The organism is Citrobacter sp. RHBSTW-01013 (genome assembly GCF_013781985.1).
Lineage (GTDB): Bacteria > Pseudomonadota > Gammaproteobacteria > Enterobacterales > Enterobacteriaceae > Citrobacter > Citrobacter braakii.
Map to the genome: position 1 here is coordinate 850,771 of NZ_CP056185.1, position 15,772 is coordinate 866,542.

General features: G+C 50.8%; 15 protein-coding genes and 1 tRNA gene. 5 read left to right on the plus strand and 11 right to left on the minus strand.

The annotated features are described in order from the left end of the window. Positions 1-72: 72 nt before the first annotated feature. Positions 73-148: transfer RNA gene (locus HV350_RS04180), tRNA-Phe, on the minus strand. Positions 149-253: 105 nt separating this feature from the next. Beyond that, positions 254-961, minus strand: a complete 708-nt coding sequence (locus HV350_RS04185) for a DUF554 domain-containing protein (protein WP_016157451.1) — start codon at positions 959-961, stop codon at positions 254-256. 468 nt (positions 962-1,429) lie between these two features. Between HV350_RS04185 and HV350_RS04190 the strand changes: the two genes are divergently transcribed. Next, the gene (locus HV350_RS04190; protein WP_181629857.1) at positions 1,430-3,565 is read left to right on the plus strand and encodes an ornithine decarboxylase; all 2,136 of its coding nucleotides are present in this window, start codon (positions 1,430-1,432) and stop codon (positions 3,563-3,565) included. Between the two features lie 55 nt (positions 3,566-3,620). Here the strand turns inward: HV350_RS04190 and HV350_RS04195 are convergent, their stop codons facing one another. The 4 genes from HV350_RS04195 to mutY form a co-directional block, all read right to left on the minus strand. Beyond that, complete coding sequence (locus HV350_RS04195; RefSeq protein ID WP_181629859.1) at positions 3,621-4,877, minus strand: nucleoside permease; 1,257 nt, start codon at positions 4,875-4,877, stop codon at positions 3,621-3,623. A 210-nt stretch (positions 4,878-5,087) separates the two neighbouring features. Further along, entirely contained in the window at positions 5,088-6,173 is a 1,086-nt protein-coding gene (gene mltC / locus HV350_RS04200; RefSeq protein ID WP_016154410.1) for a membrane-bound lytic murein transglycosylase MltC, read from the minus strand. A 94-nt stretch (positions 6,174-6,267) separates the two neighbouring features. After that, positions 6,268-6,543: an oxidative damage protection protein gene (locus HV350_RS04205; RefSeq protein ID WP_016154409.1), complete on the minus strand. Its 276-nt coding sequence runs from the start codon at positions 6,541-6,543 to the stop codon at positions 6,268-6,270. Between the two features lie 27 nt (positions 6,544-6,570). Further along, positions 6,571-7,623, minus strand: a complete 1,053-nt coding sequence (mutY, locus tag HV350_RS04210; RefSeq protein ID WP_181629861.1) for an A/G-specific adenine glycosylase — start codon at positions 7,621-7,623, stop codon at positions 6,571-6,573. Positions 7,624-7,783: 160 nt separating this feature from the next. Between mutY and trmB the strand changes: the two genes are divergently transcribed. The 4 genes from trmB to ansB all read left to right on the plus strand — a co-directional run bounded on the left by trmB (position 7,784) and on the right by ansB (position 10,833). Beyond that, positions 7,784-8,503, plus strand: coding sequence for a tRNA (guanosine(46)-N7)-methyltransferase TrmB (gene trmB, locus HV350_RS04215; protein WP_016154407.1), 720 nt, complete (start codon positions 7,784-7,786; stop codon positions 8,501-8,503). After that, positions 8,503-8,829: a YggL family protein gene (locus HV350_RS04220; protein ID WP_019077661.1), complete on the plus strand. Its 327-nt coding sequence runs from the start codon at positions 8,503-8,505 to the stop codon at positions 8,827-8,829. Before trmB ends, HV350_RS04220 begins: the two co-directional genes overlap by 1 nt. A gap of 49 nt (positions 8,830-8,878) precedes the next feature. Then, positions 8,879-9,598: a DUF2884 domain-containing protein gene (locus tag HV350_RS04225; RefSeq protein ID WP_016154405.1), complete on the plus strand. Its 720-nt coding sequence runs from the start codon at positions 8,879-8,881 to the stop codon at positions 9,596-9,598. A gap of 188 nt (positions 9,599-9,786) precedes the next feature. Beyond that, positions 9,787-10,833, plus strand: coding sequence for an L-asparaginase 2 (ansB, locus tag HV350_RS04230; RefSeq protein ID WP_016154404.1), 1,047 nt, complete (start codon positions 9,787-9,789; stop codon positions 10,831-10,833). A 63-nt stretch (positions 10,834-10,896) separates the two neighbouring features. On the opposite strand, the gene HV350_RS04235 is transcribed toward ansB, so the two are convergent. The 5 genes from HV350_RS04235 to HV350_RS04255 form a co-directional block, all read right to left on the minus strand. Beyond that, positions 10,897-12,198, minus strand: coding sequence for a TRAP transporter large permease subunit (locus tag HV350_RS04235; protein WP_016157446.1), 1,302 nt, complete (start codon positions 12,196-12,198; stop codon positions 10,897-10,899). Continuing rightward, positions 12,198-12,701, minus strand: coding sequence for a TRAP transporter small permease (locus HV350_RS04240; RefSeq protein WP_047499278.1), 504 nt, complete (start codon positions 12,699-12,701; stop codon positions 12,198-12,200). Before HV350_RS04240 ends, HV350_RS04235 begins: the two co-directional genes overlap by 1 nt. A gap of 45 nt (positions 12,702-12,746) precedes the next feature. After that, complete coding sequence (locus HV350_RS04245) at positions 12,747-13,733, minus strand: TRAP transporter substrate-binding protein (RefSeq protein ID WP_137351892.1); 987 nt, start codon at positions 13,731-13,733, stop codon at positions 12,747-12,749. 313 nt (positions 13,734-14,046) lie between these two features. Continuing rightward, entirely contained in the window at positions 14,047-15,183 is a 1,137-nt protein-coding gene (gene hemW, locus HV350_RS04250; RefSeq protein ID WP_169329840.1) for a radical SAM family heme chaperone HemW, read from the minus strand. After that, positions 15,176-15,769 carry an XTP/dITP diphosphatase gene (locus HV350_RS04255; protein ID WP_016154402.1) on the minus strand — a complete coding sequence of 198 codons (594 nt, stop codon included), beginning with the start codon at positions 15,767-15,769 and terminating at the stop codon, positions 15,176-15,178. Before HV350_RS04255 ends, hemW begins: the two co-directional genes overlap by 8 nt. Between the last annotated feature and the right edge of the window lie 3 nt (positions 15,770-15,772).

Below are 15,772 nucleotides of genomic sequence, written 5' to 3' on the forward strand. Positions count from 1 at the left end.
AGCTGAGAGCAACCAAAAATCCCCGGTCCCAGAAAGCAAAAAACCAGCCCTAAGGCTGGTTTTTCTAAATAGTGGTGCCCGGACTCGGAATCGAACCAAGGACACGGGGATTTTCAATCCCCTGCTCTACCGACTGAGCTATCCGGGCAACGAGGCGCATTAAACCCGATTCGCTTCGCTTCGTCAACGAAATTTCTTCAAATCAATGCAGACTGCACAATCTATCACCACATTGCTGCTAATGCACGCATTCTCAGCCAAAAAATGCCGTCCAGGCGGCGGAAAGCGGCATTGCCAGCAGCAGGGCAGGAAGCATATTCACAACCGCAAACATCTTAATGCCGCAAATACGCAAACCGGTTGCCAGCAGCAATAGACCGCCTACGGCGCTGAAATCGGCCATCATAGCTGGCGTCGTCAGGGGTAAAATCAGTGCTGCACAGGTGGCAAGCGTTAGCTGGATTGCCAGCATCGGCATGCAAATGGCGGATACCGCGATTCCCAGCGAACAGGCAAAAATGATGGCCGTGAAGAAATCCAAAAATGACTTGGCGATTAAAATATTCGGGTCGCCTGTCATCCCTTCATGTATCGCACCGAAGATCCCGGTACCGCTGGCGCAAAACAGCACGATGATAGCCACATAGCTTTGAATAAAGGATTCGTGCGTAACGTTGGCGTCCGAGCGGGTGAAAAGCTGCTGCGCTTTGGCTACCGCAGCATTGATCCCTTTTTCGAGATGACAAAACTCGCCAATTAATGCGCCGACGAGCGTTGCCAAAACCATCACCGGTAGATTGGCGCATTTGATAACCAGCAAGATACCAATCCCTAACGAGGCCAGCCCGAAAATAGAGGTCATGGAGACCCGAATGCGTTCTGGTATATGCTGGCTGAGCAGCGCGCCGAGAATGCCACCAAATAAAATAGCGCTGGCATTAATAAAGGGTCCGATTACCACATTTGCTCCTGCATACCCATCATCGTCTTGATACTAAAGGCAATTAGCTGGGTGAAATTATGTTTCAGATTGCATTATTATGCCGCAACTTTCAGACGAAATGCTTGCTGATCTGTAAGGTTTTCGCGCAAGATTTTATCTTGCGCCTGTAATTGAAAGGTGCCATGATTGCGCGAAATTTCTCCTGTCTGAATGGGGCTGCCTGGGATGATATTACTCCCCCTACATCGCCTTCAACATCGCCTTTTTGCGCGACGTTTGCCCCTTCCCGCGACTTATCTTTACGCTCCCACCATGCGGTGAGGGCAGCGCACGCTCACTGCAGGATAACAGTAAAATCAGAGGCTATCTGCTTTTACTGATGTCTGGCGGTCGGGGCTGGTAACCAGTTTGACCTGTCATTTCGTGGGCAAAGCCATGCGGCGTTGTCCGGGACTTTTGATTTTCCCGAAACGGGTTATTGCGCTTATGAAATCAATGAAAATTGCCGCCAGTAGTGAACTGGTTTCTCGTCTGTCCAGCCATCGTCAGGTGGTGTCGCTGGACAGTACCGATTTTACTGACGTTGCGGCAGTCGTCATTACCGTTGCGGACAGCCGCAGTGGGATCCTGGCTTTGCTGAAACGCACCGGTTTTCATCTACCTGTGTTTCTGTTCGCAGAATCTGATGTTGATGTGCCTGCGGGCGTTAATGCGGTAATTCGCGGTCAGGCTCAGGACTGGCTGGAGCTGGAATCTGCTGCCTGTCAGTATGAGGAAGAGCTGCTGCCGCCGTTCTATGACACGCTTACCCAGTATGTCGAAATGGGGAACAGCACGTTTGCCTGCCCGGGACACCAACACGGTGAGTTTTTTAAGAAGCATCCTGCGGGCCGACATTTCTATGAGTTCTTTGGTGAGAATCTGTTTCGCGCGGATATGTGCAATGCTGACGTTAAGCTTGGCGATCTGTTGATTCATGAAGGATCAGCGAAACATGCGCAGAAATTTGCTGCGAAAGTTTTCCACGCGGATAAAACCTACTTTGTGCTGAATGGGACCTCTGCGGCCAATAAAGTGGTCACCAATGCGCTGCTGACGCGCGGCGATCTGGTGCTATTTGACCGCAACAATCATAAATCGAACCACCACGGGGCGCTGATCCAGGCGGGTGCTACGCCGGTTTATCTGGAAGCGGCGCGTAATCCGTTTGGCTTTATTGGCGGCATTGATGAGCACTGCTTTGATGAGGAGTATCTGCGCCAGCAACTTCGAGAAGTTGCGCCGCAAAAGGCTGATCAACCGCGCCCGTTCCGTCTGGCGATCATTCAGTTGGGTACCTATGACGGTACGATCTACAACGCCCGGCAGGTGATCGACAAGATCGGTCACCTGTGCGATTACATCCTGTTTGATTCCGCATGGGTCGGTTACGAGCAATTTATCCCGATGATGGTCGATGGGTCGCCGCTGCAGCTGGAGCTCAATGCTAACGATCCGGGGATTTTTGTCACTCAGTCGGTACACAAACAGCAGGCCGGATTCTCGCAAACCTCGCAGATCCATAAAAAGGATAACCATATTCGCGGCCAGGCGCGCTTCTGCCCGCATAAGCGTCTGAACAATGCGTTTATGCTGCATGCTTCCACCAGCCCGTTTTACCCGCTGTTTGCGGCGCTGGACGTTAACGCCAAAATCCATGAAGGCGAGAGCGGCCGTCGGCTATGGGCGGAATGTGTGACGCTGGGTATCGAGGCCCGCAAAGCGATTATTACCCGCTGTAAGCTGCTTCAACCGTTTATTCCTCCGGTAGTAGATGGCAAACCGTGGGAAAGCTATCCGACACAGGTGATTGCCAGCGAGCGTCGCTTCTTTAGTTTTGAACCTGGTGCTAAATGGCATGGTTTTTCTGGATATGCGCGCGACCAGTATTTTGTCGATCCCTGCAAACTGCTGTTAACCACTCCGGGCATTGATGCGCAAACCGGGCAATATACTGAGTTTGGTATTCCGGCGACGATTTTGGCGCATTATCTGCGTGAAAACGGTATCGTGCCGGAGAAATGCGACCTTAACTCGATTCTGTTCCTGCTGACCCCAGCAGAAAGCGCTGAGAAACTGGCGCAACTGGTCGCGATGCTGGCGCAGTTTGAGCAGCATATTGAAGACGATACGCCGCTGGCAAACGTGCTGCCCACCATCTTCAACAAGTATCCGGTACGTTACCGGGATTACACGCTGCGTGAACTGTGTCAGGAGATGCACTCACTGTACGTCAGCTTTGATGTGAAAGATCTGCAAAAAGCGATGTTCCGTCAGGAGAGTTTACCTGCCGTGGCGATGAACCCGCAGGATGCTAACAGCGCCTTTATCCGCGGTGATGTTGAACTGGTGCGTATTTGTGATGCCGCTGGTCGCATTGCGGCAGAAGGCGCGCTGCCTTATCCTCCGGGCGTACTGTGCGTGGTACCGGGCGAAGTATGGGGCGGGGCGGTGCAACGTTACTTCCTGGCATTGGAAGAGGGCATAAACCTGCTACCGGGCTTCTCGCCGGAGCTGCAAGGGGTTTACAGTGAAACGGATGCAGACGGCATTAAACGTCTGTATGGATATGTTCTGAAGTAAGCGTCATCTGACCAAATAGGGCCACCATCAGGTGACCCTATTTAATCAATAAAGATTAGTGCGCGATAGTCTGGGCGCCTGCCGGAGCGCGTACGTGTTTGTATTTAAACAGCGCAACGAAGGCAAAAGCCAGAACCAGCGAGTAACCTGCGAAGATCAGCCACACGGTCTGCCAATCGGTAATACCGTTCAGCGTATAGTGTTCAACTACTTTACCGCTCACCAGACCGCCCAGAATACAACCGAAGCCGTTGGTCATCATCAGGAACATGCCTTGTGCGCTGGCGCGGATTTCAGGGCGAACTTCTTTCTCTACAAACACGGAGCCAGAGATGTTGAAGAAGTCGAAGGCGCAGCCGTAAACAATCATCGACAGAACCAGCAGCACGGTACCAAACGGTGTTGGATCGCCGTAGGCAAACAGGCCAAAGCGCAGCATCCACGCCACGATACTGATAAGCATCACGTTCTTAATACCGTAACGGCTTAAGAAGAACGGGATGGTCAGGATAAACAGCGTCTCGGAGATCTGCGAAATCGACATCATCACTGACGCGTGTTCAACGATGAAGCTGCCGGAGAACAGCGGATTGTTATCGAAGCTGTGCAGGAAGGTATTACCGAACATATTGGTAATTTGCAGCTCTGCGCCCAGCATCATAGAGAAGATGAAGAAAATCGCCATACGCTTGTTTTTAAATAGCGCGAAGGCATCCAGGCCCAGCATGGAAGACCAGCTCTGGTTTTTCTGCTGATTGGCGACCGGGATATGCGGCAGCGTCAGGGTGAACAGCGCCAATACGACGGACAGCGTCGCGCCGATATACAGCTGCATATGGCTCAGTTCAAAGCCGGAGAAGCTTACCGCCCACATCGCCAGAATAAAGCCGATGGTGCCCCAGATACGGATTGGCGGGAAGTCTGTAACAATATCCATCCCGGCTGATTGCAGGCGATAGTAAGAGATGGTGTTGATTAACCCCAACGTTGGCATATAGGCCAGTGAGTTAAGCAAGATCACAAAGAACATGGCACCTGGCGTGGTGACTTCGGCTGCGGCGAACAGCGTTGCTGCGCCGACCAGGTGACAAATGGTGTACACCCATTTCGCACTGATCCATTTGTCAGCCACGATCCCTAACAGCGTAGGCATAAACACGGCGGCGATCCCCAGCGAGCTGTACACCGCGCCAATGGATGCACCATCAAATTTAAGGGTGACAAACATATAGGAGCCGAGGGTAGTGAGCCAACTACCCCATAAGCAGAACTGCAGAAACGAGAGAACTTTCAGCTGCAGCTTAAGATTCATGTTAATTTCCTCACACCGTAATGCGGATGAATGTTTTAAAAGGCACATTTGCCGTGGCTATATGATGTGATTCTATCAACGAGAGGCACTCTTTTTTTGTTACCTGTGACAAATATTTGCAAACAATTTCGGATTGCAAAGCAAAAGAGTGATGGAGTTAACGTTTTTCCCTCTTCAGGCCCCCGTTTTAGGGGGCAAGAGAGGGATACATTAGCGGCGACGATATGATTTTTGTGCGGAATTGACCTTGTAAAGATATCGGCGTGATTCAGCAGATGGGTGTCGGGTGGTCAGCGTTTGATAAACGTCCCCAGGGGACATACTGTTAATGATGTTTGCGGCCTGTATTTTATCGTTCGAGAACACGCGCAGCACGCTGCCCGCGCCGCCGTTATACGCGGTGATCACCGCATAGCGACGCGAGGTCGGATTATCAATGCCGCCCAAATAGACATTATTCAGCATTGCCAGATAGGCAGTACCGGTATCAATGTTGCTGGCCGGGTCAAACAAGAAGCTACGGCTTGGCGTGCCTGAGCGCCCCTGGGAACGGAACACATCTTTTCCGGCGCTGTGTTGTACCACCTGCATGAGTCCCAGCGCATCGGCATGGCTGACCGCATACGGGTTAAACGAGGATTCGGTTTGCATGATGGCCAGAATCAGCGACTCGTCGACGCCATACTTACGTGAAGCCTGACGTACCATGCCGACGTATTTATGCGCGCGCTTATCAAGGTGGTTCGGGACCAGATTGATCGTCACGCTATAGATGATTCGCAAGCCATTGCTGCGCTTTTTCAGTCGCGTTTGTAGCAGGTAGTTGGCAAAGTTGGTTGCACGTCCCTCCCAACGAATAGGCTGGCCGGTATTATCGACTACCTGCCCGTACAGGAACGGCTCTTTGGAAATCTTAATGTCGTCGACATCGGAATAGAGGTCGATAGAACCCGGATCATCGCCCATCAGCAACGTCTTGATAATCGCTAGACGCAGATGTCCGGCGGGATCTGTCCCGGCAATGGTCTCGACGGTTATCGTACCGTCATCAAAATTGATATGGCTGCGGGTTTGATACTGATCGGTATACTTTACGTAGTCCTTCGGACCCGCAATCAGCACTTCCTTAAATCCCCACAGATTCTCAATGTTATGGGCAAATTGCCCCATCAGAATATCAAAACCGTTGGTATCCTTGACCCAGGCTTCGTTATAGGAATCGCCTTTTTTGGTCGAACTGGAACAGGAGATGAGCAACGGCGCGATAACGGCAAGCGCGAGAAATTTTTTCATCATTCCGGGAGTGCGTGTTGTGTTTGTTGTTGTATCGTTTTGCCGGATGGCGGTGCAAGCACCCTATCCGGCCTACGAGATTGCCAGCAAGCGATGCTTATTTTTTTTCTTCAGGCGTATAGCCTTCAATATGCACATCCTTACCTTCAAACAGGAAGTTAATCATCTCCTGTTCCAGTAACTTACGGTGTTCAACGTTCATCATATTGAGTTTCTTCTCGTTAATCAGCATGGTTTGTTTATGCTGCCATTGCGCCCATGCTTCTTTAGAAATCTCGTTATAGATGCGTTTTCCCAGATCGCCCGGGTACAGCTGAAAATCCTGTCCTTCTGCTTCGCGTTGCAGGAAAGTGCAAAAAATCGTTCTGCTCATAAAAAATCCTCTTTATCGACCGGTACGTTAAACCTGTGTGCCGGCACGTAATTGCTGTAACAAACGCTCCACGGGGGCCGCCAGTCCGACCGACGGCGGTCGCGCTAAGTTATACCAGAGCGCGTTGCCTTCATCCATGCATGAGGTGAATGAGGACACGGGAAGCCACATAGGCACAATATCTAAGTGGAAATGGCTAAAGGTATGGCGAAACGCATTCAGTTGGGTCAGATTATCTGCGTTAATTTGCCGTTGCGCCAGCCAGTCGCGTAGCCCATCCTCATCATCAAACTGCGGAAAACAGTATAAGCCACCCCATAAGCCGCTGGGTGGTCGCTGCGTGAGCAACACCTCGTTTTCATGCTGCATCAGTAAAAAATAGCCCGTCCGTTCTGGTAATGTCTGTTTGGGCTTTTTACCCGGGTACAGCGCCCAGCTTGCATTGGCGCTCGCCACACAGCCATTTTCCAATGGACACAGGGAACATTTGGGTTTTGAGCGCGTACAGACCATGGCGCCTAAATCCATCATCGCTTGATTAAACCGCTCAACCCCATGGGCTGGCGTAACCTGCTCGCTCAACTCCCACAGTTTCTTTTCGACCTCTTTTTTACCCGGCCAGCCGCTTACAGCATAACAGCGAGCCAGCACACGTTTGACGTTACCGTCAAGAATCGGAAAATGCTGACCCAGGGAGAGAGAAAGGATCGCGCCTGCAGTTGAACGTCCGACGCCTGGCAGGGCGGCCACTTCATCAAAGGTTTGCGGGAATGAGCCGCCGTGCTGCGTCACAACCTGTTGCGCGGCTTTATGCAGATTACGCGCTCGAGCGTAATAGCCCAGCCCGGTCCATAAATGCAGGACTTCATCCAGCGGCGCATGGGCTAAATCCGTTACCGTTGGGAAGCGCGCCATAAAGCGCTCAAAGTAGGGGATAACGGTCGCAACCTGAGTTTGTTGCAGCATCACCTCAGAGAGCCATACTTTGTAAGGCGTCTTATCAATTTGCCAGGGCAGCGTTTTCCGCCCGTATTTGTCGTACCAGCTCAAAACCTGAGCCGAGAATTGAGACGCTTGCATGATTACCGTTTCATTATTGCCGGGGGCAAGATTGCAGCACAGCGGCAACGGGGTGTAAACCGGAACTTTCCGCTGCTCACTTTCTTCCTTTACTTGCATCCGGCAACTAACTTTGGATAATGCCCGTTTTCAGAACTCAAACACAGCAGACTAAACTTTTATGAAGAACGACGTCATTTCACCGGAATTTGATGAAAACGGCCGCCCGCTGCGCCGGATTCGTAGTTTTGTTCGTCGCCAGGGGCGACTGACGAAAGGGCAGGAACACGCGCTGGAAAACTACTGGCCGGTGATGGGCGTTGAGTTCAGCGAAGAACCTGTGGATTTCGCTGCGCTGTTTGGTCGCGATGCGCCAGTCACGCTTGAAATTGGTTTTGGTATGGGGGCTTCGCTGGTGGCGATGGCGAAAGCGCGTCCGGAGCAAAATTTCCTCGGCATTGAGGTTCACTCACCGGGCGTTGGCGCGTGTCTGGCTTCAGCTCATGAAGAGGGCGTCGAGAACCTGCGTGTCATGTGCCATGATGCCGTCGAAGTCCTGCATAAAATGATTCCTGACAATTCTTTATCTATGGTTCAGCTGTTTTTCCCTGACCCGTGGCATAAAGCACGTCATAATAAACGCCGTATCGTTCAGGTACCGTTTGCTGAGCATATCTTAAGCAAGCTGAAGCTGGGCGGCGTGTTCCACATGGCAACCGACTGGGAAGCCTATGCGGAGCACATGCTTGAAGTGATGTCATCGATTGACGGGTATAAAAACCAGTCAGAGAGTAACGATTACGTACCGCGCCCGGAATCGCGCCCGGTAACCAAATTTGAACAACGTGGTCATCGTCTTGGCCACGGCGTATGGGACTTAATGTTCGAGAGGGTGAAATAATGGCAAAGAACCGTAGCCGTCGTCTGCGTAAAAAAATGCACATCGACGAATTCCAGGAAGTAGGATTTTCGGTTGCATGGCGTTTCCCGGAAGGTACATCTGGAGAGCAGGTCGATCAAATCGTTGATGATTTTATCAATGAAGTTATCGAACCGAACAAGCTGGCCTTTGACGGCAGCGGCTATCTGGCCTGGGAAGGTCTGATCTGTCTGCAGGAAATCGGCAAATGCACCGAAGAACATCAGGCTATCGTGCGTAAGTGGCTGGAAGAGCGCAAACTCGAAGAAGTGCGCACCAGCGAACTTTTCGATATTTGGTGGGACTAAGTAGCAAAGGGTCGGCAAATGCCGGCCCAATTTGTATTGAGGGAAAGATATGATGCGCAAAACGCTGCTGGCGGCAGTCCTAACGTTCACGGCGATGGCCGCACATGCTGATTATCAGTGCAGCGTCACCCCGCGTGACGATGTGATTTTGAGTCCACAAACGGTACAGGTGAAGGGTGAGAACGGCAACCTTGTCATAACCCAGGCCGGTGATGTCACCTTTAACGGTAAACAGTACAACCTGAACGCCGCGCAGCGTGAACAGGCCAAAGATTATCAGGCGGCGTTGCGTAGCAGCCTGCCGTGGATTGATGAAGGTGCCAGAGCGCGCGTGGAGAAAGGTCGCGTGGCGCTGGATAAAATCATCGCCAAAGAGGTCGGCGAAAGCAGCAACATGCGTGGCCGCTTAACTAAGCTGGATGCGCAATTGAAAGAGCAGATGAACCGCATTATTGAGCATCGCACTGACGGCCTGACCTTCCATTATAAGGCGATTGATCAGGTCCGCGCGGATGGACAACAGCTGGTCAATCAGGCGATGGGCGGTATTTTGCAGGACAGCATCAACGAGATGGGGGCGAAAGCCGTGCTCAAAGGCGGTGGTAATCCGCTGCAGGGCGTGCTCGGAAGCCTCGGAGGTTTGCAAACCTCAATTCAGAACGAATGGAAGAATCAGGAACAAGACTTCCAGCAGTTTGGCAAAGATGTCTGCGCCCGCGTCGTGACGCTGGAAAACGATCGTAAGACGCTGGTTAGCAATCTGAAATAATCTTCACCTCTTTTTAACGGCACAGAAACATTCTGTGCCGTTTTATTTTGTATTTTTCTGTTTTTTTGATATCCATCTCTAAGAATAACAATTTGATGGAGATATAAATCTGGTTAATTGGATGGCGTCACATTATTCATCTGTAAGATAGACATAATGCTGCAAATTCAAGTAACTGGAGAAATAACATGGAGTTTTTCAAGAGAACGGCACTTGCCGCACTGGTTATGGGTTTCAGCGGCGCGGCGCTTGCATTGCCAAACATCACTATTTTAGCTACCGGCGGGACGATTGCCGGCGGTGGTGACTCCGCAACAAAATCTAACTACACGGCAGGCAAAGTCGGCGTAGAAAATTTGGTTGATGCCGTACCTCAGTTGAAAGATATCGCCGTTGTGAAAGGCGAGCAGGTGGTAAACATCGGCTCCCAGGATATGAATGACGAAGTCTGGCTAACGCTGGCGAAAAAGATTAATACCGAGTGTGATAAAACTGACGGCTTCGTGGTAACACATGGTACGGATACCATGGAAGAAACCGCCTATTTCCTCGATCTCACCGTCAAGTGCAACAAGCCGGTGGTGCTGGTCGGCGCAATGCGTCCGTCTACGGGTATGAGCGCTGATGGCCCGTTCAACCTGTATAACGCCGTGGTAACCGCCGCAGACAAAGCCTCTGCCAACCGTGGTGTGCTGGTGGTCATGAACGACACCGTTATGGATGGTCGCGACGTGACCAAAACCAACACCACGGATGTCGCTACTTTCAAATCCGTTAACTATGGTCCGCTGGGTTATATCCATAACGGTAAAATCGACTACCAGCGTACGCCTGCGCGTAAGCACACCACATCCACGCCGTTCGATGTATCTAAGCTGACCGAGCTGCCGAAAGTTGGGATTGTTTACAACTATGCTAACGCCTCCGATCTGCCAGCCAAAGCATTGGTAGACGCGGGTTACGCCGGGATCGTCAGTGCGGGTGTAGGTAACGGTAACCTGTATAAAACCATTTTCGATACGCTGGCCACTGCCGCGCATAAAGGTACCGTTGTGGTGCGTTCATCCCGTGTACCAACGGGCGCCACCACCCAGGATGCTGAAGTTGATGATGCGAAATACGGATTTGTGGCTTCAGGCTCTCTGAACCCGCAAAAAGCGCGTGTTCTGCTGCAACTGGCTCTGACCCAAACCAAGGATCCTAAGCAGATCCAGGAAATGTTTAATCAGTATTAATGGCATAAAAAATGCCCCTACCGTAGCGTTGGGGCATTCTCCAGAGGCAGTTACTCTTCGTATTTACATCAACCCCAGCATCTGTGGAATAAACAGAGAGATCTGTGGAATGTATACGATCATCATGAGTGCGACCAGCAATGCGGCGTAAAACGGCAGCAGGGGTTTGATCAATTGCTGGATCTTCACGCCAGAAATCGAACAGCCTACAAACAATGCACTTCCTACCGGCGGTGTCAGCAGACCAATGCACAGGTTGGCGACCATCATGATGCCGAAATGTACCGGATCCATACCTAACTCTTGAGCGATTGGCAAGAAAATGGGGGTAAAGATCAGGACTGCTGGTGTCATATCCATAAAGATCCCAACAACCAGTAGTACAATATTGATTAACAGTAGGATGATCAGTGGATTATCGGAAATACCCATTAATGTGTCACTGATCATGTAGGGAATATCGGCATTGGTCATCGCCCAGGACATGCCGACAGAGAAGCCGATCAGTAACAGTACGATAGAGGTCATCACGACTGATTCCAGGATCAGCTTTGGTAAATCACGCCATTTTACTTCCCGGTAAATCAGCACCGAGAGAATGAAGGTGTAGACGACCGCAATCGCTGAGGCTTCTGTTGCGGTAAAGATCCCACCTAAAATACCCCCCATCACAATGATGACCAGTAACAGACTCGGTAGCGCATCCAGAAGTGCTTTTACTGCCTGTGCGCAGGTTGGTCTTTCCGACAGGGGATAACCACGGCGTTTGGCGATAATGGCGCATACCACCATGATCGAAAGCCCCATCAGGATCCCTGGTAAATAACCCGCCATAAACAACGAAGCAACTGAAACACCGCCAGCAGTAAGAGAAAACACAATTAACACATTTGATGGTGGAATTAACAGCCCGGTAATGCAGGAGGAAACGTTAACGGCTGTCGAGAAGGTTGGGTCGTATCCTTGCTTTGTCTGAATAGGATTAAGCGTACCGCCAACGGCTGCAGCAGCGGCAACGGCAGAGCCGGATATCGAACCAAACATCATGTTTGCCAGCACGTTGACATGACCAAGTGAGCCGGGAACTCGCCCAACCATCACCTGCGCCAGGTTAATTAGCCGGATGGCGATCCCACCGCTGTTCATCAGCGTACCTGCGAAAATGAAAAACGGGATCGCCAATAGGGCAAAATTATCTAATCCGTTTGCCAGACGTTGAGAGACAGTGATAACGGCAACATCCCAAGGAAACATCAGCAGCATTGAGGCTACAGTGGCGATACCGATAGAGAACGAAATAGGTACGCCAATGAACACCAGGACAAAGAAGCAGCCAAACAGGGTTAGTGCGATATAGCCTTCCATCAAATTACTCCCTGCGAAGATTGTTTCAGTTGCTGAATATTTTTGTGAATAAACCACAGGGCATAGAACATCATGACTGCGCCGCTTAGCGGCAGGATGATATACACGTAACCCATTGGAATTTGCATGGCCGCAGAAACTTGCACCGTTGCCAGCGTTTTATTAATCAGCTTGATACCGCCGGTAACGATGACTGAACCTGCAAAGCCAAAAATCAGCAGATTAATGAATAAGCTCAATAACGCCTGTTTACGTTTATTAATCGACATGAACAGTAGATCGATAGACAGGTGGCGCTGGGCGCCTACGGTATAGGCTGCACCTAATAATCCGACCCAGATCATTAAGAAGCGTGCCAGTTCGTCAGTTAAGGTGCTGGGCTGATTGAGCACGTAGCGGCTAAAAACTTGCCAGACTACGCACACTACCAGCGCAATCATTACGATGACCGAAAATGCGGCAATGACGCGGTCTACCGCAAGCTTAAGGCGGTTAAATATCATGGTGGAGTTTCCTGGTGAAACAGGGCCAATCAATGGCCCAAAGGGTTATTGTACTGCGTCTTCAAACTTCGCCAGCAGAGCTGCATGTTTTGGGTCTTTTTTGAAGTCATCAAACAGCGGTTGAACAGCGGCGCGGAAAGGGGCTTTATCAACTTTGATAATCTCGCCACCCATAGCTTTTGCTTGAGCGCGGGTATCAGCATCGATTTTATCCCACAACTTTTGTTGATAAGCCTCGGAATTTTTAGCCGCTTGACGAAGGATCTGTTGTTGCTCCGGGGTCAGCTTATTCCATGTTTTGGTTGAGATAACGAGAAAATCTGGAATAGAGGCGTGCTCATCTTCGGAGAAGACTTTAGCTATTTCGATATGACGTGTTTGCACCCACGATGGAACGTTATTCTCTGCGCCATCCACTACACCTTGTTGCATAGCGGTATAAACCTCACCGAAGGAAATGGGGGTCGGCGATCCGCCCATCAGTTCAACCATTTTAATGGTTGTGGGGCTGGGTTGAACGCGGACTTTCAGACCTTTCAGATCCTCTGGTTTGGTAATAGGTTTTTTGGCATAAAAACTACGCGTGCCGGCAACGTAAGCAGATAACGCAAAGAATCCCTTTTCTTTTGTGGATTCCATAATGTCTTTACCTACCTCACCAAATACAACGTTATTGAAATGGTTTTGATCTTTAAATAAGAAAGGTAAATTATAAATGGCATAAATATTATCAAATGACTCTAAATCACTGGCAGAACCTTTTGTCATATCCAACGCGCCATTTTGTAACAACTCCATCGTTTCTCGGGCATTACCCATTTGGCTACTGGGATATATACGTACAATCATTTTACCGTCGGAGAGTTGTTTTACCTCTTTGGCCATTTCTTCGAAAGCCTGGTGAACCACATGGCTACGTTCAAGGTTGTGTGCCAGTTTGAGAGTCACTTTTTCAGCAGCATATGCGCCAGTGCTAAGTAGCGCCAACAAGGACGCACAGACTAGCGAGCGGGAAAAGGTTTTGATTTTCATAAGTAAGCTCCGTGCTTTAAGGTACAGTAATTGGTTGACATCTGATGATGGTTCACCTTTTTCTGTATGATAAATTAATATAGTTGTCGGACATCTATCCACTATATAGATCACATACCTTTTGCATGGCAGCAGTTTGATCTTATTTTGTGCGCTGTGTTCAATATATTTATGTTGGTGAAGAGGCTATTTAAAATGAATAAAATAATTAATATGGTTATTGTCAATAAATGACGTGCATTGTACTCGGTTTTTCCGAGTACAATATTTAGAGGAATTTGTAGAAGAAAATGCGCCGACAGGCGCACAGAGATCACTCCGCCAGAAACAGCTCCAGCAGAGAATTCAAAAATAGCTTACCGTGTTGGGTAATCTGCCAGTATTCATCGCATTCACTCAGATAGCCCTGGGCAATGGCCTCATCGATCTGTCGACGAATAACGTCTTCGGTAAGCCCGGTATATTGCGTGAACTCCGCGCGAGGCGCGGCTTCCAGCAGCCGGAAACGGTTCATAAAGAACTCAAACGGCTTATCGGTCTCGGCGACATCTCGCTGGCTTTCCAGATAACGTCCTTGCATGTATCCGCGCGGATGTCGCGTTTTGGTCGTGCGCAGGATGCGACCGTCAGGGAAAGTGACTTTGCCGTGCGCGCCGCAGCCAATGCCTAGATAGTCGCCAAAACGCCAGTAATTTAGGTTGTGCTGACACTGATAACCCGGTCTGGCGTAGGCTGAGGTTTCGTACTGCTGATACCCCGCGGCGGTCAGCAACTGGTGGCCTTGCTCAAAAATATCCCACAGCGCGTCGTCGTCCGGTAATACCGGTGGTCGGGACCCGAACAGCGTATTCGGCTCGATGGTCAACTGATACCAGGAAAGATGCGGCGGGTTGAGCGCGATGGCCTGCTGTAAATCGCTCAGCGCCTCTTCCAGCGTCTGATCCGGTAAACCGTGCATCAGGTCGAGGTTAAAGCTGCGTAGTCCCAGACCGCTCGCCAGGTGCGCTGCACGTTTGGCTTCTTCCGGTCCGTGAATACGTCCCAGACGTTCGAGTTTGGCGGAGCTAAAGCTCTGTACACCAATGGAGATACGGTTTACGCCAGCACGTTGATAATCCACAAAGCGATCGGCTTCCACAGTACCGGGATTCGCCTCCATCGTGATTTCTGCATCTGCGGCGAGATTCAGCCGTGCGCGCACGCCGTCGAGCAGCGTTTGCATTGCCGGGCCAGAAAGCAGGCTCGGCGTACCACCACCGATAAAAATCGTCTTTACCTCGCGGCCCTGGGCGTGGGCCACCTCAGAATCCAGATCGCTCAGCAGATGCTGCACATAGTCGTCATGAGGGACTTCGCCTTTAAGCGCATGCGAGTTGAAGTCGCAGTACGGGCATTTCTGCACGCACCACGGGATGTGTATGTAAAGACTTAACGGCGGAAGCTTAACCATTACGCAGGGCATCCAGCAGCAGCTTCAGCGCTTGTCCGCGGTGAGAAATCGCGCTCTTTTCTTCGCGGGTCAGTTCGGCGGCGGTTTTCCCTTCAGAGGGCACAAAGAAGATTGGGTCGTAGCCAAAACCACCGTTTCCGGCAGGTTCACGGGCAATAACGCCCGGCCAGCGTCCGTGGCAAACCACAGGTGTTGGATCGTCTGCATGGCGCATATACACCAGCACGCAGTGGAATTGTGCCTGGCGCTTGTCATCAGGAACATCCTGCAGGGTGTGGAGCAGTTTTTCCAGGTTCTGCTGATCGGTTGCATCTTCGCCGGAATAGCGGGCTGAATAGATGCCCGGCGCGCCGCCAAGGGCATTTACCGCCAGACCGGAGTCATCAGCAATGGCGGGTAAACCGGTAATTTGCGCGGCATGACGTGCCTTCAGAATGGCGTTCTCAATAAACGTCAGCCCGGTCTCTTCTGCAGAATCAACACCCAGATCCGTTTGAGCAACAACATCAAGACCGAAATCACTCAGAAGAGAGGCGAGTTCACGCACTTTACCGGCGTTGCCGGTCGCGAGGACAACTTTTTGCATGGG